Annotated in this window: 18 protein-coding genes and 2 pseudogenes; 15 read left to right on the forward strand and 5 right to left on the reverse strand. The window is 65.1% G+C overall.

Annotated elements, in window-relative coordinates:
- Positions 1-343 precede the first annotated feature (343 nt).
- Positions 344-922, forward strand: coding sequence for a sigma 54 modulation/S30EA ribosomal C-terminal domain-containing protein (locus OHA42_RS25440; protein ID WP_406230366.1), 579 nt, complete (start codon positions 344-346; stop codon positions 920-922).
- 202 nt (positions 923-1,124) lie between these two features.
- On the opposite strand, the gene OHA42_RS25445 is transcribed toward OHA42_RS25440, so the two are convergent.
- The gene (locus OHA42_RS25445; RefSeq protein WP_406230367.1) at positions 1,125-1,478 is read right to left on the reverse strand and encodes a carboxymuconolactone decarboxylase family protein; all 354 of its coding nucleotides are present in this window, start codon (positions 1,476-1,478) and stop codon (positions 1,125-1,127) included.
- Positions 1,479-1,996: 518 nt separating this feature from the next.
- Here OHA42_RS25445 and OHA42_RS25450 point away from each other — a divergent pair.
- From OHA42_RS25450 to OHA42_RS25480, 7 genes and pseudogenes are all read left to right on the forward strand, one after another.
- Positions 1,997-2,917: a universal stress protein gene (locus OHA42_RS25450; RefSeq protein ID WP_406230368.1), complete on the forward strand. Its 921-nt coding sequence runs from the start codon at positions 1,997-1,999 to the stop codon at positions 2,915-2,917.
- 162 nt (positions 2,918-3,079) lie between these two features.
- Complete coding sequence (locus OHA42_RS25455; RefSeq protein WP_406230369.1) at positions 3,080-3,559, forward strand: GNAT family N-acetyltransferase; 480 nt, start codon at positions 3,080-3,082, stop codon at positions 3,557-3,559.
- A gap of 390 nt (positions 3,560-3,949) precedes the next feature.
- Positions 3,950-4,036: pseudogene (locus tag OHA42_RS25460) on the forward strand (LuxR C-terminal-related transcriptional regulator); the annotation flags it as partial.
- A gap of 222 nt (positions 4,037-4,258) precedes the next feature.
- Entirely contained in the window at positions 4,259-4,648 is a 390-nt protein-coding gene (locus OHA42_RS25465; RefSeq protein WP_406230370.1) for a DUF2267 domain-containing protein, read from the forward strand.
- A gap of 42 nt (positions 4,649-4,690) precedes the next feature.
- Entirely contained in the window at positions 4,691-5,734 is a 1,044-nt protein-coding gene (locus tag OHA42_RS25470; RefSeq protein WP_406230371.1) for a zinc-dependent alcohol dehydrogenase family protein, read from the forward strand.
- A 257-nt stretch (positions 5,735-5,991) separates the two neighbouring features.
- Positions 5,992-6,099 (forward strand): annotated as a pseudogene (locus tag OHA42_RS25475) (universal stress protein); the annotation flags it as partial.
- Between the two features lie 29 nt (positions 6,100-6,128).
- Positions 6,129-8,870, forward strand: a complete 2,742-nt coding sequence (locus tag OHA42_RS25480; RefSeq protein WP_406230372.1) for a cation-translocating P-type ATPase — start codon at positions 6,129-6,131, stop codon at positions 8,868-8,870.
- A gap of 825 nt (positions 8,871-9,695) precedes the next feature.
- Here the strand turns inward: OHA42_RS25480 and OHA42_RS25485 are convergent.
- On the reverse strand, positions 9,696-9,908 hold the full coding sequence (locus OHA42_RS25485; RefSeq protein WP_406230373.1) for a hypothetical protein: 213 nt from the start codon (positions 9,906-9,908) through the stop codon (positions 9,696-9,698).
- Between the two features lie 444 nt (positions 9,909-10,352).
- Here OHA42_RS25485 and OHA42_RS25490 point away from each other — a divergent pair, with 444 nt between their 5' ends.
- Both OHA42_RS25490 and OHA42_RS25495 read left to right on the forward strand, forming a co-directional pair.
- Positions 10,353-11,282 (forward strand): hypothetical protein, encoded by a 930-nt coding sequence (locus tag OHA42_RS25490; protein ID WP_406230374.1) that lies wholly within the window; start codon positions 10,353-10,355, stop codon positions 11,280-11,282.
- A gap of 89 nt (positions 11,283-11,371) precedes the next feature.
- A complete protein-coding gene (locus tag OHA42_RS25495; RefSeq protein WP_406230375.1) occupies positions 11,372-12,373 on the forward strand; it encodes an Acg family FMN-binding oxidoreductase in 1,002 nt (333 codons plus the stop codon).
- A gap of 39 nt (positions 12,374-12,412) precedes the next feature.
- Here OHA42_RS25495 and OHA42_RS25500 read toward each other — a convergent pair whose 3' ends face one another.
- From OHA42_RS25500 to OHA42_RS25510, 3 genes are all read right to left on the reverse strand, one after another.
- Complete coding sequence (locus OHA42_RS25500) at positions 12,413-12,796, reverse strand: hypothetical protein (RefSeq protein WP_406230376.1); 384 nt, start codon at positions 12,794-12,796, stop codon at positions 12,413-12,415.
- A gap of 120 nt (positions 12,797-12,916) precedes the next feature.
- Positions 12,917-13,471: an HPP family protein gene (locus tag OHA42_RS25505; protein WP_406230377.1), complete on the reverse strand. Its 555-nt coding sequence runs from the start codon at positions 13,469-13,471 to the stop codon at positions 12,917-12,919.
- Between the two features lie 303 nt (positions 13,472-13,774).
- The gene (locus OHA42_RS25510) at positions 13,775-14,137 is read right to left on the reverse strand and encodes a universal stress protein (protein WP_406230378.1); all 363 of its coding nucleotides are present in this window, start codon (positions 14,135-14,137) and stop codon (positions 13,775-13,777) included.
- A gap of 166 nt (positions 14,138-14,303) precedes the next feature.
- Between OHA42_RS25510 and OHA42_RS25515 the strand changes: the two genes are divergently transcribed.
- From OHA42_RS25515 to OHA42_RS25535, 5 genes are all read left to right on the forward strand, one after another.
- Positions 14,304-14,552, forward strand: a complete 249-nt coding sequence (locus OHA42_RS25515) for a hypothetical protein (RefSeq protein WP_406230379.1) — start codon at positions 14,304-14,306, stop codon at positions 14,550-14,552.
- A 219-nt stretch (positions 14,553-14,771) separates the two neighbouring features.
- Positions 14,772-15,593, forward strand: coding sequence for an SPFH domain-containing protein (locus OHA42_RS25520; RefSeq protein WP_406239590.1), 822 nt, complete (start codon positions 14,772-14,774; stop codon positions 15,591-15,593).
- A 175-nt stretch (positions 15,594-15,768) separates the two neighbouring features.
- The gene (locus tag OHA42_RS25525) at positions 15,769-16,713 is read left to right on the forward strand and encodes a universal stress protein (protein WP_406230380.1); all 945 of its coding nucleotides are present in this window, start codon (positions 15,769-15,771) and stop codon (positions 16,711-16,713) included.
- A gap of 96 nt (positions 16,714-16,809) precedes the next feature.
- Complete coding sequence (locus OHA42_RS25530) at positions 16,810-17,202, forward strand: flavodoxin domain-containing protein (RefSeq protein WP_406230381.1); 393 nt, start codon at positions 16,810-16,812, stop codon at positions 17,200-17,202.
- A gap of 465 nt (positions 17,203-17,667) precedes the next feature.
- Positions 17,668-18,102: a CBS domain-containing protein gene (locus OHA42_RS25535; RefSeq protein ID WP_406239592.1), complete on the forward strand. Its 435-nt coding sequence runs from the start codon at positions 17,668-17,670 to the stop codon at positions 18,100-18,102.
- The last annotated feature ends 187 nt before the right edge of the window (positions 18,103-18,289 follow it).

Here is an 18,289-nt window from a genome sequence, read left to right on the forward strand (position 1 = left end):
CTGAGGCCCAGAGGTTTTCGACTACCGGAGGACCTCGGTCATCTGGTCACGGGACCTTCGGCTCTTTCCGGTCAGCCCAGGCGAGGGTGAATCTGGGGGTGCCTGCCGAATGTGCTGTCACTATCAAAGAAGAAGGGGGACTGTCGCCGTGCGTACACCGTGTCCGAGTGAGTACCCGACGTTTCCCGATGTCGTTGTCTCTGTTCGGGGCCGAATCGCGGATCTCGAGGTCGAACGGATAGGTAGTGCGGTCGGCCGGGTGTTGGCGCGGCGCGGGACTACCAGCGGGGCGCGGGTCCGAGTGACCGGTGCGAATTGCGATGACGGCCCGATGCTTGTGCAGGTGAATCTGCGCGTACTCGGCACGCCGACCCGCATCCAGACGATGGTCCCCGGCAAGGGTGTCGTACTGCCCGCGGTCGACCGGCTGGACAAGCAGATCTCCCGACTATCGGGACCGTGGCAGCCGTGGACTCTGCCCGATCCGACCCGATCCGCGCTGGCCGCACCGGGGGAAGGGGCAGTAGCGCGCCGCAAACCGTACTCACTGGCAACAGCGGATGTCCGTGTGGCGGTGGCGTCAATGGACGCAATGGATTACGACGTGCACCTGTTCACCGACGCCGAGACCGGCGAGGATGCGATCGTTTATCGGGCCGCTCCCTCGGGGCTGCGGCTGGCTCGACAGCGGCATCAGCATTTACCGCGATTGCCCAACCCTCCGCGGGCGCTGCCACTGACGGTGCCCCCAAGTCCGCCGCCGGCCCTGCCAGAGGCCGAAGCGGTGAAACGGTTGTGCGAGCACGGCCTGCCGTTCCTGTTCTTCACCGACTTGGCCGACGGTCGCGGCCATCTGCTGTATCGCCGCTACGACGGCGATCTCGGCCTGATCTCACCCAACCCGGCAAATCGGGCGGCATAACGAACGTAGCGGCATCGACCCCGCCCACGTCTCCATCCCCGCAGCCAACCCGAATGCTCGCGACGTCGAAGAAGGTAGGGCCGGAGCCCGGCAGAGCCTGCATGCTTGGTTCCTTATTTCGTTCAGTCGTCCCGGCTCACGCTTTCGCCGACACCCACTCGAACACCGGCGCGAACATCCGACACGGTCCGCACCGCGGAGCTCACAAATTGTGGTCGGTGTAGAACTCGGTGAACGCCGCGTAGGCGCGTGCGCCATAGACAGTGGCGGGGCCGCCGTTCATCAGGAAGGTGACACCGATGGTCTCGGCCGCCTCCTCAGGGGTCGCCCCGTGTAGAACCGCGGCGTGCGCGTGCGCGGCGATGCAGCCGTCGCATTCCTTGCTCACCGCGATGGCAAGGGCGATCAGCTCTTTGGTTTTGGTATCCAACACGCCGGCGGCGAACGCCGCATCGTGCAATTGCTTGTAACCGGCATACACCTGCGGGATCGCGCGCCGCAGCACGCGGGTCGGCGTACGCAGCTCGTCCCGGACCGTCGCACCGTAATTGCTCATCTCGCTCCTTACCAATTGCCCCTTGGGTCCACCGTGCACATAGTCGGCAAGGCCGCGATGCGGTCTTTGGTCCTGTCCGCGGGCGGCTTTGGTCGCACACCTGGAACAGTTGCGTCGCTGGCACAATGAATTTCGGCACTGGTGATCAAGCCGACCTGAACCGTCGACCGACATTGCGCCGCTCGACTGCTGGTCGGCATCATCACCGAGGCGCCGATCTGTCGCGGCAATTGCCGGAAGACACAGTCGGCGAATTCGTCGAAGCGATCTGCGCACCGAACCTGCCGAGTGCCACCCAGGCATGAATCGGACTTCCCGCCCTCGGCTGGTGCCACCAGTTCGATGGACAGCATCAACGGCGGCGACCGGCGTGCCATCTCGGTTCGATCCTGAGGTGGCGGGTGGCGCCGTCGTAGCGTCCTTCGGCCCACGGATCGGGGACCATCGCCAGCAGTTGGATCCGTCGGGAACTCGTACCGTTCGGGTATCCGGCTCAGCGCAGATCGAAGGGCTTCGCCATGAACACGCAGCAGCGCGATAATTCACACCAGCTGGCCTCGGCACCGGTTGTCGTCGGCGTCGACGGGTCCGACGGAAGCGACCTCGCCGTCCGCTGGGCCGCCGAGCTCGCCGCGCAGCGCGGCCGCCGACTGCTCATCGTGCACGGCCTTGATCTCGTCGCGACCCAATCGCTGCTCGGCGGCTACCACGTGATACCCACCTCCGTGGTCGAGACGGTCCGCACGCGCGGCACGAAAATCGTCGCCGCCGCACGCAGACTCGCCCACGAAATCGCACCCGGAGTGGACATCGCCACCGAGCTGTCCGATGCGAGCCCTTGCCGGCTGCTGATACATCTGTCGAAGACCGCATACCTTGTGGTGCTCGGCGCCACCGGCAATGCGGGAACCATCGCCCACCTGGGCTCTACCCTGCTCGCAGTCACCAGCCACGGACACGGCAGCGTCGTCGTGGTCCGCCCGACCGATACCGAAGGCCAGATCCGCGACGATGGACCCGTCGTCGTCGGTATCGATGGCAGCCCCGTCGGCGAGGCGGCCATCGCGGCCGCGTTCGCCGAAGCATGCGACCGCAAGACCGATCTGATCGCCTTGCATTCTTGGAGCGAATGGCATTTCGGTGAATTCGCCGGACCGGCCGACTACCCGATGGCCGGGCCCAGCTTGGAAACCGCCGAGAACGCGGTGCTCGCTGAACGACTCGCCGGATGGACAGAGAAGTATCCCGACGTCCCGGTCACCCGCAAGGTGTACCGGGCCGGGCCGATGGATCGGCTGACGGAGTGGTCGAAATCCGCGCAACTGGTCGTGGTCGGCAGCCGCGGCCGGGGCGGCTTCACCGGCCTGCTACTCGGCTCCACCTCCAATTTCCTCGTGCAGCACGGCCATTGCCCTGTCATGGTCACCCGAACCACGTAATGACAAGAAAATCCCGCACCGGATCGAGTATGGACCGCGCCCAGCGCTCAGCTGTGCTGTTCGGTCCTTCGGTTGGGGACCTTCGGCCCCATCCCGATGCGCCCGTTCAGAGATGCTTTGCTCGAGAAACAATTTCGATCTCGGAGGCTGGGAGTCCACGGCATGATCACCTCGACCGAAACCATCACCGTCCGCCCACTCGGCCCAGCCGATACCGCCACCGTCGCGGATCTGCACGCTGGGATGCCCGATAAGGACAGCCTCTTCCGAAATGTCGCGCCGCGTCCGACCGAGCTACCCAACGTCGCTCACGCCCTCACCATCCGCGATCCGGCACACTGTGTGCTCGGCGCTTTCACCGACGACCGGATCGTCGGCCTCGGTAACTTCGTCGTGCTCGGCACGACCAAGACGGCCGAGCTCGCCATGACCATCGCTCCCGATCAGAACGACCGGACGGGCGCTTTCGGCCCCGACCTCCTTCACCGCCTGGTGCAGCTCGCCCGTGACCGCGGCATCGAACGATTCATCGCCGAGTTGATTCCGGCGAATTCCAGGCTGATGCGGTTGGTCGTCGCCGCGGACTTCACCGTGACGGCCTACCGCCAGAACGGTATCGCGCTAGTCGGCATCCAACTCTGACGGCGCAAGCTGTCCGCCGCTGGTTTCGCCGCACCGCGTAGTGACATTCGAAATATGCCGGCAACCCTACACCGCCGACATCCGCGCCGAAAACTGCTGTGCCACCAAAGATCTCGGATCATCACTCGAATCGAAGCGCCCACAGAACACCATCGACTACCGAAAACAACCGCATCCTCGATGCGGGTCACCAACACGGCCCGCAGTGTGAGCCGATCGTGTCAGCGGGCCGACGCGAGCCCCCAGATAGCCGCCGACATGTCGGCCCTACGCTGAATGAATGTTGCACAGCGACACAGCAGAATGACCAGAGTGTTCTTGGTGGACGACCACCACATCGTGCGTCGCGGTGTTGCCGACCTGATCAGCGCCGACCCCGACCTCGAAGTCAAGAAGACAGTGAAGAACTATGCCTCCCGGCTGTTGACCAAGCTCGGCGTCGAACGACGCACCCAGTCCGCCGTGCTGGCCACGTAGCTCAATCCACCACACCAGGAGGAATGAGCAGGCGCACCCGCAACGGTCCCGCGCAGCATCTCGACACCCTGGAATCGTGCACTGCCGTCTGATGACCATCGCCCCGCCGGGCACCGCCTTTGGACCCTTGGGCCCTTGCCGCGCACACCTCAGGCTGAGCAGTACGCCGCCCCTGATTCGCCTGGAGCCTGCCCGAGGAGGACACCATGCCCCGTCTCGACGATGCCTTCGCGCCCGCCATATACAAGGCGGAGGAGTGGTTGCGCGTCATCGCCGACAGTCCTCGACACCGACGACCGCGCCTTCTCCTCCCGCGCGCTGCGCGCCTGGATACCTACCGCGCGGGACCGCATCAGCGTCACTGGCTCAGCGCACCTGGCCGCCCAACTGCCCGAGATACTGCGCTGGGCCTACTACCTCGAACGCCCTGCCGCCCTCGAAAATCGACTACACGCGATCGGCCAAGCGGTAGCCGTGCTGGCCGACGGACCCGAGCCAGTTGCGGAGGACAAATCAGGTTATGCGCGAACGACTTCCACCGCCGAGCGAATACACCGCATTCTGCTCGCGGCAGGCCTGAACAGCGCCGATACGAATGGTCGGACCAACTGACATGCTGCGCGGGATACCGATCAGTCCGACAAAGGAGAAGTCATGCATGCAATGGTCTTTCACGGCCCAGGAAACACCTCATGGGAGGAAATACCCGACCCGACGATTCAGCAGGGAACTGATGTCATCGTCCGCGTCGATGCTGTCACGATCTGCGGAACCGATCTGCACATCCTGAAAGGCGATGTGCCCGAAGTGAGCGCCGGACGTGTACTCGGTCACGAGGCCGTCGGCACCGTGACCGACGTCGGCAGCGCGGTGCGGACCCTTCAGGCCGGTGACCGCGTCCTGATCTCCTGCATCTCCGCATGCGGCAGCTGCCGATTCTGCCGCGAAGGCAGGTACGGCCAATGCCTCGATGGCGGCGGTTGGATTCTCGGCCACCTGATCGATGGCACACAAGCCGAGTTGGTGCGTGTTCCCTTCGCCGATACCTCGACCTACCGTATTCCGGCCGGACTCACCGACGAGCAGATGCTCATGCTGGCCGACATCCTGCCGACCAGCTATGAGGTCGGGGTCCGCAACGGCCGCGTCGAACCCGGTGATGTCGTGGTCATCATCGGCGCCGGTCCAATCGGATTGGCCGCGGTCTTGACCGCCCGGCTCTACAGTCCCGGTCGCATCGTCGTGGTCGATGTCGCGGACAACCGCCTCGAAGCCGCACACAAGCTGGGCGCCGATATCGTGATCAACAGCCGCACAACCGATGTCCGCGACGCCGTCGCCGCGATCACCGACGGCCTGGGCGCCGATGTGGCGATGGAGGCCGTCGGTGTTCCCGAAACCTTCGAACTCGCGATAGCCCTGGTGCGCCCGGGAGGCCGCGTCGCGAACATCGGCGTACACGGCGCGCCCGCCACTTTGCATTTGGAAAATGTGTGGATCCGGGATCTGACCATCACCACCGGACTCGTGGACACCTTAACCACACCCACCCTCATCCGGCTCGTGCAGACCGGACAGCTCGACCCGGCAGCGCTGGTCACCCACCGCTTCGGCATGCACGAATTCCCCTCCGCCTACGACGTATTCGCGCGGGCACAGGAAACCGACGCACTCAAGGTCGTGGTTTCGAGAACCTGAGTCGACCAGCCATCCCCGGGTAGCACTGGGGCTATTCATCCCGAATGAGCGAGATCCGTGATAGCTCACAGACCAACACGGAAAGGCAGCAAAACATGTCCACTGATCAGCCGACCCTCCCGATCATCGTCGGCGTCGACGACTCTACCGCCGCCACTGCCGCAGTGGGGTGGGCAGCCGTCGAGGCCGCCCAGCACGCGCCCCATCGCGCCTCATCGACACAATCGGCGTACCGACCGACGATGGCAGCTGATTGCGTCGGCAGCCATGGACGCGGTGGCTTCGCAGAGATGACGCTCGGCTCGGTCGGCCAAGCTGTCCTGCAAGCCGCCGACATCCCGGTCATCATCGCCCGACCGCGCTGATTCGTATGAACACGCCAGTTTCGCCACCAGTGGACAGTTCCACTGCGGTCGGCGCCGAACAGGCCGAAGGAGCGTCCGGACTGCGGCTCGATCCGACGGAGCGGATAGAGCTCCTACTTCGCGATCTGCGCAGTTCTCGATCCGGGCTGACCGGTCGGGAGGCGCAGCGGCGGCTGATCCACGTCGGTCCCAACGCGCTGCGCCGACGAGGCGTACGGACCTGGCCGCGTGAGCTACTGGCGCAGTTCACCCATCCGCTGGCACTACTGCTATGGGCAGCCGCGGGCCTGGCCTGGCTGGTCGGCATCGAACCAGTAGCCATCGCCGTGATCGTTGTCATCCTGATCAACGCGGCATTCGCGTTTATACAGGAGCGGCATGCCGAGCGAGCGGTGGAGTTACTCGCGGCGTATCTACCGGCGCGAGCGACGGTAGTGCGCGACAGGGAGATCACCCAGATCGATGCCGTCGATGTGGTGCCCGGCGATGTGCTGGTGATCCAGGAAGGCGATCGAATCTCGGCCGACGCCCGCCTGCTCGAGGGCGGAATCGAGGTCGATCTGTCCGAACTGACCGGAGAATCGCTCCCGGTATTCCGCTCGGCCGATGCCCCGGACACCAGTGTGCCGCTGGCCCAGGCACAGGACATCGCCTTCAGCGGGACGGCATGCACCGGCGGCGACGCGCACGCGGTCGTTTTCGCCACCGGCATGCGTACCGAGCTCGGCCGCATCGCGGCGCTGTCGGAACGGGTCGGGCATGACGAGAGCCCGCTAGAACATCAAGTGCGCCGGGTCGCCTGGCTGATCGCCTTGGTCTCGCTGCTGCTCGGGGCGGCGTTTGTACCGCTCGCCACCATAGGCGCCGGGCTGTCGCTGCTCAACGCGGTGGTCTTCGCGGTCGGGCTCCTGGTGGGCAATGTACCGGAGGGCCTGCTGCCGACGATCACCTTGGCATTGGCGATCGGCGTCCGCGACCTGGCGCGACGCGGTGCGGTCGTGAAGCGGCTCAGCGCAGTGGAGACACTCGGGTCGACCGATGTGATCTGCACCGACAAGACCGGCACCCTCACCGAGAACCGGATGCGGGTCACCGTGATCCATACGTCGACCGGTGCGCACGACCTCCAACCGCACCCGGCCGACCCGACGCTCATTCGGCTGGCTGCCGCGATGATCGCCTGCAACAACGCCCGCTTCGATCAGACTGGACGGGCGCTGGGTGATCCGACCGAGACCGCCATACTCGTCGCCGGTGCGGCACTGGGTGCGCATACGGACTTTGACGACCGGCAGCGCCTGCGGCAGAGGCAGTTTCACTTCGACCCAGCGTGGAAGCGCATGTCGACGATCGACAGCTCGAGTGACGGCATCTGGGTGCACACGAAGGGCGCACCCGAAACAGTACTCCCGCTGTGCACTTCCGAACTCGATGGCGACGGCCGACCGCAACCGTTGCACCCCGCCCGGCGCGCAACGCTGGTGGATCTGGTGGATACGCAAGCGCGGCAAGGACTTCGGGTGCTCGCGGTCGCCGAACGCAGACTGCCGGCCGATACCGTGCCCGCGGTGCGCGAATACGCCGAACAGCAGCTGGTATTGCTCGGACTTGTCGCGATGACGGACCCGCCTCGCGCCGAGGTCGCCGATGCCGTCGCAGCGTGCCACAGCGCGGGTATCCGCATCATCGTCATCACCGGCGACCACGGCCTGACCGCAGCGACCGTCGCCGCCCAGGTGGGGATCACCCGCGGCGAACCGGTCGTGGTGACCGGCGAAGAGCTCGACCGGATGAGCGAAACCGACCTGGACACCCTGCTCTCCGCGACGCCCGACCTGATCTTCGCTCGATCCTCACCCGAGGCGAAACTCCGTGTCGCGGACGCACTTCGCGATGCCGGCCATGTGGTGGCGATGACCGGTGATGGCGTCAACGACGCACCCGCCCTGCGCCGCGCCGATATCGGCATCGCGATGGGCCGCTCCGGCACGGATGTGGCCCGCGAGGCCGCGACCATGGTCCTGACCGACGACAACTTCGCGACCATCGCCGCGGCGATCGAGGCCGGGCGGCGGGTCTACGACAACATTCGCAAGTTCATCTTCTACATTTTCGCCCACGCAACACCCGAGGTGACCCCGTTCATCGTGTTCGCGCTCTCGGGTGGTGCGATCCCCTTGCCACTGACCGTCTTACAGCTACTGGCGATCGATATCGGCACCGAAACCCTGCCCGCGCTCGCACTGGGTCGCGAATCGGCCGAGCCCGGTCTCATGCGACGACCGCCTCGGCGACGCACCGAAGCGATCATCCGGATTCCGATGGTGTTGCGCGCGTGGCTGTTCCTCGGCACGATAGCGGCGGCACTGGGCATGGCGGGTTTCTTCTATGTTCTGCTGGGCGCGGGATGGCATCCGGGCGATCCCACAGGTCCCGGTACGCCACTGCACCACGCCTACCTCCAGGCCACCACGATGACCTTCTTCGGCCTCGTCGCCGGTCAGATCGGCACCGCGTTCGCGGCCCGCACCGAACGGGCCTCGCTGCGCTCGATCGGCGTGCTGTCCAACCCTCTCCTGTTGTGGGGCATCGCGTTCGAACTCGCGCTCGCGGCCGTGATCGTCTATTTCCCGCCGGTTCAGCACCTACTCGGCACGGCAGCGCTCACCCCGGACATGCTCGCCATCGCCGCACCCTTCCCGGTGATCATCTGGGGTGCGGATGAAATTCGGCGCTGGCTGTTGCGTCGCAGTGACATCGCACTGCCGTAGACGTCTTTCGCACCCCTTGATCGGGGCCAACGCCTGGAATGGGACCAGTCCGCGAATTCGTACCGCACCCGTATTCGCCCAATCGAACATTTGGGTAATCGTGGCAGTGCGGGCTGAGGAGTCCGACGGTCTTCTAGCGTCGCTGCAGGTCGATCTGTGTGGTTAGCGCATGATCCCCCTCCGGACACCAGTGCTAACCACACAAGGGGTGGCTAACACTGTGGCGATTTGCTGTCGATGGTCGTATCGAATCTCAACGTTGAGCGCCGTGTAGAGCGCGATCTTGTCCTCGAGTGCGCCCGCGTTGAGGACCGCTGACATGTCGCCCAGCGAGTCGATCAGCTTGTTGACCTGGGCGGCTGTCAGTACAACGGTCAGTGGGATGATACGGCCGCGGCAGCGTCGTTTGCCGGGCTCGCTCCAGCTGACTGCGGGAGCGGTTACTGGTGCCCGCCTTGGCGCGCCGGATCAGGTGTGCCTCGGTGAAGGCCTCGACCGACTCGATTTTCGGGTGTGCCGGTCGACGTGAGCGGACGATGCGATCAGCGCGCGACCGACGAAACCGCACCACATGCCCCGCGGCCACATCATCGGGGTCCAACAGTTCCTCGACCTTGGACCATCGGCCGAAGACTCCATAACCGGTGTAGCGGGGATTCTGCAGGATCGCCGAGACAGTAGGAGCCTGCCGGCCATCGCCCGCGCGACGCCGATTCTGCTCGGGCCGATGCGCCTCGGGAACGGGATCGGCGGTTTCTCGTACTTCAAGAGGGCCACCTCGAAGTACGACTGCACGCATAGTTCTCTTTCGCCGTTGTCGCAGCTTCAGTGACCTGATGTGGCCTGCTCGTCGGCGAAGTGCCTCCAGGCCGCGCTCATCATTTCCACCAGATGGCGGCGGTCCACTGTCCAGACATGGGATGCGATCGACCGATTCGCTTCTCCGACAACGTGTACCGGGCCATTGCCGATTTTTTCGATGATTTCACTAGCCACGTCGCCGGGCTGCATAGTCTGCGCGTCGGGGGTGACACCCATACGTTGCATTGCCTCGGTGGCCGTCTTGCCGAGCGCCGTGCACTCGGGCCTCCAGCAGATCAACCGCTTCCCGCGTGGCCGCGGCCTTGACCTGTACCCGCATCGATCGGCCGTCCATATCCACATTCGCCTGGGCGACAATCGGCTTTTCGACCGCCGGATCCGCATGCCAGGTCAATCGCACCCTGGCCCCCGACACGGCTCCAGCGGCGGACACGTGCTGGCCGAGCGAAATCCCCACGACCGAATCCGTCCCTGACGTAGCTCTGGACATGATCCCTTCTTCCCGCCGACCATGCCACCCGGTCGAACAACCCCGACAGAGCCGAAAGTCTCCTTGACAGACCCGTTCGACTCCATGGTCGGATTCGTAAAGCCGGGCCGGCCGCTGTCACTGGGAACTCTTCGCCGCTACCCGCCTGCATCACCCGCTACGCTGCCGTCATGCCGTACTACGCGACGGTTCCGGACAGCATGCGGGAACGGCTCGCAGAGCTGGCGGCGCTCCTGCACAGGTGCCGGGACACCTACCTGCGGATCGACGAGGACCATCATTGGATGGTCCATCCGAGTTCGGCCGCCGCTTCGGATCTTGCCGTATTCGCCGGTACGGTCGGCGTTCGGGACGATCGCCTGGTCGTCGAGGCCGTCGCCACCTACCTCGAACTGGCTGCCGCACACTGTGGCGGGCTGGCGGGCCTTTACGACGCCGGTGAGATTGTGGCTTCACCCTGGCCATTGGCGCGCTCCCTGCTCGAGAGCTGCGCGCGTGCGATATGGATTCTCGGCAGCGACCCATCGGCCGAACCCGCGGTGAACCGACTCGCGAGGGCCTATATCGACAACGATCTGAGCGCCGAGTACGAGAAAGAGATCAGTGAATACCTCCAGGGCAGGCAGTGGCCCGCATACCTCGCCGCGAAGGAGCGCTTCACCCGGCTGCGCGCGGAGATCTCCACCGTTTTCCCGGAAACCACCGGCAGGGACTTCAACAAGCGCACGATCCACGGTCAGGTTTGCCTCGGCCCGACGGACACGGTGCTGTGGTTCTTCGCCCTGCTCGCGAAGTCGGCACACCGGCCGCTGGACCCGAGGGCTCCCAAAGCGGTCTACGACCTCCTGTCGACCCACACCCACCCGACGCTGGACCCGGTCGGCCGTCGCCGACTGTTCGCCGAGTGGGACGATGGCGGGCGAAGAGCACAGACGATCCGGCTCGATGGCATCGAGTGGCTGACATCGCTTGCCGCGATGGGGATCTACGACGCTTTGTCGTCGGTCTACCAGTACTGCGGTTGGGAATTCGATATCGACTCCGAGTTCGAAACGATGATCGACCGGACCCTCCCCGGCTTCCTATGGCCTTCGCCGTAGGTACCGCAGCGTAACGGTGACCATAGACCCGTAAGTACGTGCGCAAAGGCCGTACTCCCCGGACGCCTCGACCGACCAGACTCACCGATATGACCGCAAGTGATGTCTCGCTATCCGAGGTGCCGAATCACCCGACGATGCTGGCAGCGATGCGGCTCGCCGCGCGCGCACCCTCTGTGCACAACACCCAGCCATGGCGCTGGATATTCGACGGCGTCCGGCTGCATCTCTACAGTGACACCGACCGGCAACTGCCCGCCGCCGACCCGCGCGGACGCCAACTGGTGATCAGCTGCGGCGCCATGTTGCATCACGTGCGCACGGTCTTCGCCGCATACAACTGGCACACCGATGTCGTGCGCCTGCCCGATCCCGAGCAGCCACAGCACCTTGCCGCGATCGGATTCCGTCCGTGGCCCGACCCACCCGCCGAAATACGCGCCTGCAGCAACGCCATCCATCACCGGTACACCGACCGGCTGCCGATGCTCGAACCGGACAGCTGGGCCGAAATCGTGCCCGCGCTGCGAAACCTGGTGTCGGCGTGCGATATCCAGCTCGACGTGCTCGACGAGAGTGCCCGGCCGCAGCTGGCGACGGCCTCGGAGCATGCCGCGGCGCTGCATCGGTACGACATGTCGTACCAGACCGAATTACATTGGTGGACAGGGCATTCCCAGCCGTCCGAGGGTATTCCGCGCTCAGCCATGATCTCCGATGCCGAGGCTGCCCGGGTCGGCGTCGCGCGCGCGTTTCCGTCCGTCGCGCACTCGATGCGCCGGGCCGACCTCCGAGACCGCGCCCGGCTGGTGGTGCTCAGCTCACCCGGTGAGACCGTGGGGGAATGGCTGCATACCGGAGAAGCGCTCTCAGCGGTCCTGTTGGAATGCACGGTGTTCGGGCTGACCACGTGCGCGCTCACTCACATCACCGAAACCACGACGGGCCGAAAAGTTATGGCAGGTCTGATCGCTCACCCGTCCGTGCCGCAGGTCCTCATCCGCATCGGCACCGCACCGGACGAGCCGGAGCCACCGCCCACCCCGCGACGGCCCCTACTCGACATGTTCACAATTCGTCGAGCTGGTTGAGCGCGAGCCACACGGATAACCGATCTCCGCCGCGGGCGATCAGGTCAACTGGATCATGTGCCGGTGCGCATCGATGGCATGCCCCAGCTCGGTTCGTGACAGTTCGTGCATACCGCACTCGCAGTAGGCAGGAACGAGGTCATCGCTGAAGCGGTCGCCACGCAAGATATCGGTGTAGCGGGTGCCGTGCCGACCCGCGTGGTGTGCCTCGTCGATGAAATCGCGCTGCCCATGGGCGTGCTGGCCGACCAACGACTCGTACACCGCGCCCAGAGCTGTATCGAAAACCGTTGCGACGTGGTGACTACGACCGCAGCGAACCTGCAGCAGGACGTGGTCGTCTCGGTCCGAGCCGAGGTCGTCCACGGCCTTCCCGGCAACGAGCTGACGTTCGGTCGGGCTGAGATCAGAGAGGCTGCTCATTGTTCCTCCAAAGATGGGCTACTCGAATAACGACAGGGACGTCGCCTGCACCGTACGGTAGTGAAATGGCTACTGCTACAACCATTCCGGGAGCGGCACAGCGGTGCGCCCCGGCGCCTCCTAGTCGAGCACCTTGACGTGGTCGACGCCGGATACGGTGCGAGCAAGGGTGGTGATGACGCGTTCTTCGGTGGGATCGATGCGGTTGCCGCGGATGGTGACTCGGCCGGATGCCACGTCGATGGTCCATTCTTTGCGGCTGCCCGCATAGTCGTCGAGCAGGGCTCGGATCTTGGCTTCGATCGTGGCGTCGTCATTGATCAAGGTGCGCAGCAGATCTCGTCGGGAGACGATGCCGACCAGAATGCCCGCCTCGACCACCGGCATCGAACGCAGCCGTCCGGCGAGCATCTCGGTGGCGACGGTGGCGATATCGGTACCCGGGTGGACCACCTGCACCGGCACTGCCATCACCGCCTCGACCACCGCAGACTGTGCGGCGGACTTCGCGGCCAGCGCATCGGATTCAGAGAGCAGGCCGATCACCCGGAAACGCTCGTCGACGACCGGGAGTGCGGCGAATCCATGCTCGGTGAGCAGCCCGATGGCCTCGGTCAGAGGTGTTTCCGGCCGGACCGTGACGACCGGGCGGCTGAGGATGTCACGTGCATGCATTCGAAGTCACCTCGCAGGTGGATGATGTCGACGGTGTTTCGGTACCTGTCAGCATCATGTGCCGATGCGGCCTGGCACACGATGCAACGGACCTCTACTCGGGTGACCTTGGGCCCGAATGAAAGCCGGTCTGCACGACTCTGCGACAGCCGGCGATGGCGTGCGTGTGATGGGCCCGTGACCTCGGCTGCGGGGTCACAGACCTGGGTTGCCGTGCAACGCACCCCAGCCGAAGGCCAAGACGATGCGGCCACCATGGCATCCGTGCCCAACAACCTGCTCCGGCCCCCACCATCGGCATCGTCAACGATCTGCCGGGTGGGCAACCATCACTGGGCAGTGGGCGTGCCGCACGAGTGCACTGCAGGTCGAGCCATTCAGTAAGCCGCGAAGGCCTTCTCTGCCGCGGCTCCCGACCACCACCAGCTGAGCCGATTTCGACCACGTCGCCAGCAGCTCTGCCGGTGCATCCGGGTACACCCTGCGGCCGACTGGCACATCCGGATATCTCTCCTGCCATCCGGCGAGCCGTTCGGCAAGGATCGCCCACTCGGCCTCGTCCAAGTCGGCGTCGGGTAGCAGCAGATTGTCGCGTCCAGCGAAACGCCCGAAATCCCGGTCGCTCCAGACATGGACGGCGAGTCGGTGCGCCGTTCGGACGCCCACGACGACCGGGCCGGAATCACGAATCGTGCCAGTTCGATGTTTCTGGGTGGCGGGTCACCACGGCGACAAGGTTCACCGCCGCGCTGGTGATGTACCTGCTGGTGCCGCGATGAATCCACCACAGCCATTCGGACTCTGCCCCACAGCGACGTCGCACCATCGGCCGATGAATCGGCGCAATGGCTTACCCGCACCGAGCATGCCTATCGTGAAGCCATCGTCGATCTCGGAGCATGAGACCGACCTCCGCCGCGAGCTACGGCGTCGCGAGCAATATCACCGCGAACTCCTCGCCGAAGCGATCCAGCGCGTGGCGCGCCGCACATGGCTGCGGTCTTCAAATTCAGAAGGCTTGCCGGGCTTCTTCGCCCCCGGCGACGAAGTACCCAGCGGGCGGTGCCGTTCGGCACTGTGAAATCGGTGTACGCGGGCCGCATTCTGAAGATGGCGAGCCGCGATCGTCACGGGTATCCGCGCCGAGCCGGCCGCTGGTAGTCGGCACGTCGGCATGATCGGCACCACCGTCAACCACCCCGTTTCAGATGCCGACGCGAATTCGCGTCGATAAGGAGAAGTTGTGAATGCACTCGTGTTTGCTTTCGCAGTGCTCATCGTGGCACTGATCGTGCTGTGGATGTCGATTCGAGTGGTGACCCAATATGAAAAAGGAGTGCTGTTCCGCCTCGGACGCGTGATCGCAGTCCGAGAGCCTGGGCTGAGGTTCATCATCCCGGTCGTCGATCGACTACGGAAGGTGTCGATGCGCATCATCACCATGCCGATTCAATCCCAAGGCATCATCACCCGAGACAACGTCAGCGTAGACATCTCCGCCGTCGCCTACTTCCGCGTTGTCGACGCCGAGAAATCGGTCGTCGCCATCGAAAACGTCTACGCCGCCATCGACCAGATCGCCCAAACCACGCTCCGCAAGGTTGTCGGACAACACACCCTCGACCAAGCACTCGCCGAGACCGACACCATCAACGCAGACATCCGGCAGATCCTCGACACCACCACTCTGGAGTGGGGTGTCGAAGTCACCCTGGTCGAGCTGAAGGACATCCAACTGCCCGACACCATGAAACGGGCCATGGCCCGCCAAGCCGAAGCCGAACGGGAGAAGCGAGCCAAAATCATTGCCGCCGAAGGCGAATCCATGGCCGCAGCAGCACTCGGCGACGCCTCTGACACCATGATGGCCCACCCGCTGGCCCTCCAACTACGCAACCTGCAGACCCTCCTCGAACTGGGCGTCGACAAGAACACCACCGTCGTGTTCCCGGCACCACTGATGAGCGCGATCGGCGACATCGGCGCCTTCTTCGCCCGCGAAACCACCGCCTCCACAACCCTGACCCCCACCGTCCAGACGCCGACGACGACCCCGCCGGTGTCGACACCGATACACAACGGGACGGCGAGCACCGCGGTCAAAGCGCATACGCCGGACTGACCCGCCGCAGATCTACCAGACCTTGCGGCTCAGGCGGTGTGGAACCCACCGGATATCACGGCGCGCCAAGGATTTTCGACCGATGACATTCGCGAAAACACCGACCGCGTGGGGCACAGGTGGTCGAATGGCCGCTGCGATCACCAACCGAGGGGACTGTGCCGAGGAGACGCGCATGAGCGCACACAAGAATGAGGGAATCGTGGTCACCGTCGACCGACCCCCGATCGGGCACGACGCGGCCCTGTGGTCGGCCGCTCTCGCCGAACGCCTGCACTGTTCCCTTCACATCGTCTACATCGCACCCGAGGCGCATCCCATGGTTGCGGACATCGTCCGGCCCCACCACGTCCCGATCCTCATGTCGGCGCACGCGCGCGCGACAGCGGTCCTCGACGCAGCAATCGCGGCCGTCCGTCGATGTTCCCCCGATCTCGAACTGATCGGTGAGCTGATCGAGGGACCGGCCACCCAGGTGTTGGCCACCATCGGGAAGGGGGCCCGGATGCTCGTACTCGGGCACCCCGATGCCGGAACCACTGATGTCCTCGCGGCCACCTCGCGGGCCAGCACCATCACCGAACACACCACATGTCCGGTCACCGTTTGGCGGGGAGAATCCGGGCAGCTACCGGATCGGCGGCCCGTGGTCCTCGGTGTCGACGAAGACGCCGACAGCGCCGAAGCCACCCGCATGGCGTTCGAGTACGCGCACCTGTTCGCCGCACCACTCGTCGCGGTGCACTCCCGCCCCGCCCGACCGCCACCAGACCTGACGACAGTCCCCGACCTGCACCCCGAGCAGGACACCCTCGACGAAACCCTGTCCGCGGCACGACAGGCGTTCCCCGACGTCGCCGTCACCGCCACCGTCGTATCCGAGCCACCACCGCAAGCGCTGATCGAACGCGCCGCGGACGCACAACTGGTTGTTATCGGAACCCATGGCCGAAGGCGCATGCCCGCTGGCGCCGGCGCGTCGGTAAGCCCGTACCTGTTTCGCCACAGCCCCTGCCCGACCATGGTCTGCCCGCCCCGCCGCCGACGACCGAGACCGGACGACGATATCGCGCGGCCACCGCGCATATCGGCACGCCCACCGCGGCGGACGACACCGTGATCGCCGACATCACCCTCCACTCCCCGCACCACGCGCGACGACGGGCCAGGCCGTTACGACCGTTTGGGTGACCATGGTCCTGCTGGCGTGGGCAGGATGCCCCTCACCGACGAACGCCCTTACGGGCAGGCTCTTCGGTATGAAACAGGAAAGCATCGCATCGCGGTCGTGTATGCGACCGAGCACGGATCGACCCGTGACATCGCTGAATTCATCGGCACCGAACTAGCGGGACGCGACGCAACTGTCGAGCTCGCCGATATCGACCACGCCCCCGATCTATCCCGCTTCGACACCGTCGTACTTGGCAGCGCCGTACACGACATGGATTTCCTGCCCTCCGCCGTCGACTACGTGCACGCCCACCGCCGCGACCTCGACGACCGGGACGTCTGGCTGTTCAGCGTGGGCCTGGGCCCGGCCTTGCGCGGACCGGTCGGTCGCCGCGTCGGCCGTATCGTCCCGAAGAAGAATCGCCGCACTGCGTGATTCGATCGCCGCGCACGAATACCGCGCATTCGCAGGATATTACGAAGGGGAAGGTATCTCACTACGCGCCCGCATCCGCTACCGGCTGATGGGTGGCCCTCGCTATGGAGATCTCCGCGACTGGGACGCGATCCGCGCGTGGACCGACACCATCGCACGCAGTCTCGGATTGCCGCAGGCACGGTACACCACGATCCACCCATGAAAGGCGCTGATGGTGCGTCAGACGTTTCCGCTCGGCCGGCTTGTCGGGATCCGCATCGGTGCGCACTGGTCGGTGCTGGTGAACGGTCGCACTGCGGCTCGCGCTCGCAGCGACCGGAGCCTGGAACACCGCCACCTTGGCCGCCGCCGGGCTGGGCATCTATTTGCTGACCCGTGCGGTCGCCAAAGCTGGCGAGCGCCGAAGAAGATCGGCGGAATGCCGGCACCGTATTAATCGACAGCCATTGGAGGATCACCATCATGACCGAAGCCCGAGACATCATGCACACCGGTGCGACCTGTATCGGCGAACACGACAGCCTCACCACCGCCGCGCAACGCATGCGTGAACTGGATGTGGGAGCACTACCGATCTGTGGTGACGACGACCGCCTGCACGGCATTATCACCGACCGCGACATCGTCCTCAGATGCATCGCCGACGTACGGGACCCGGCCACGATGACCGCCGGGGAACTTGCTCAGGGCCGCACCTATCACGTCGATGCCGCGGCAAGTGTGGACGAAATTCTGGCCGTCATGGAGGAACATCAGGTCCGCCGGCTACCTGTTCTCGACGATCACCGGTTGGTCGGCATGATCAGCGAGGCCGACATCGCCCGACACCTCCCCGAGCACACCGTGGGCCAGTTCGTCGAAGCGATTTGCGCCCCAAAGGCCTCACCCGGCAACTGACGCACCCACCCGGCCCGGCCGGCCGGACAATCTACGGCTCAGGTCGCCGACCGGCTGATGTCGCTGGCCGGCCGGTGATCGGCTCGCCCTGGATCGTCGCCGGGTGTCGCGACGCCGACACGGCGATGATCTTGTCCAACGTCATCGACATTGCGGTGTGCGTGCTGGCTTGGCGCCAGCATGGGAA

Source organism: Nocardia sp. NBC_01009 (genome assembly GCF_045208035.1).
Classification (GTDB): Bacteria; Actinomycetota; Actinomycetes; order Mycobacteriales; family Mycobacteriaceae; genus Nocardia.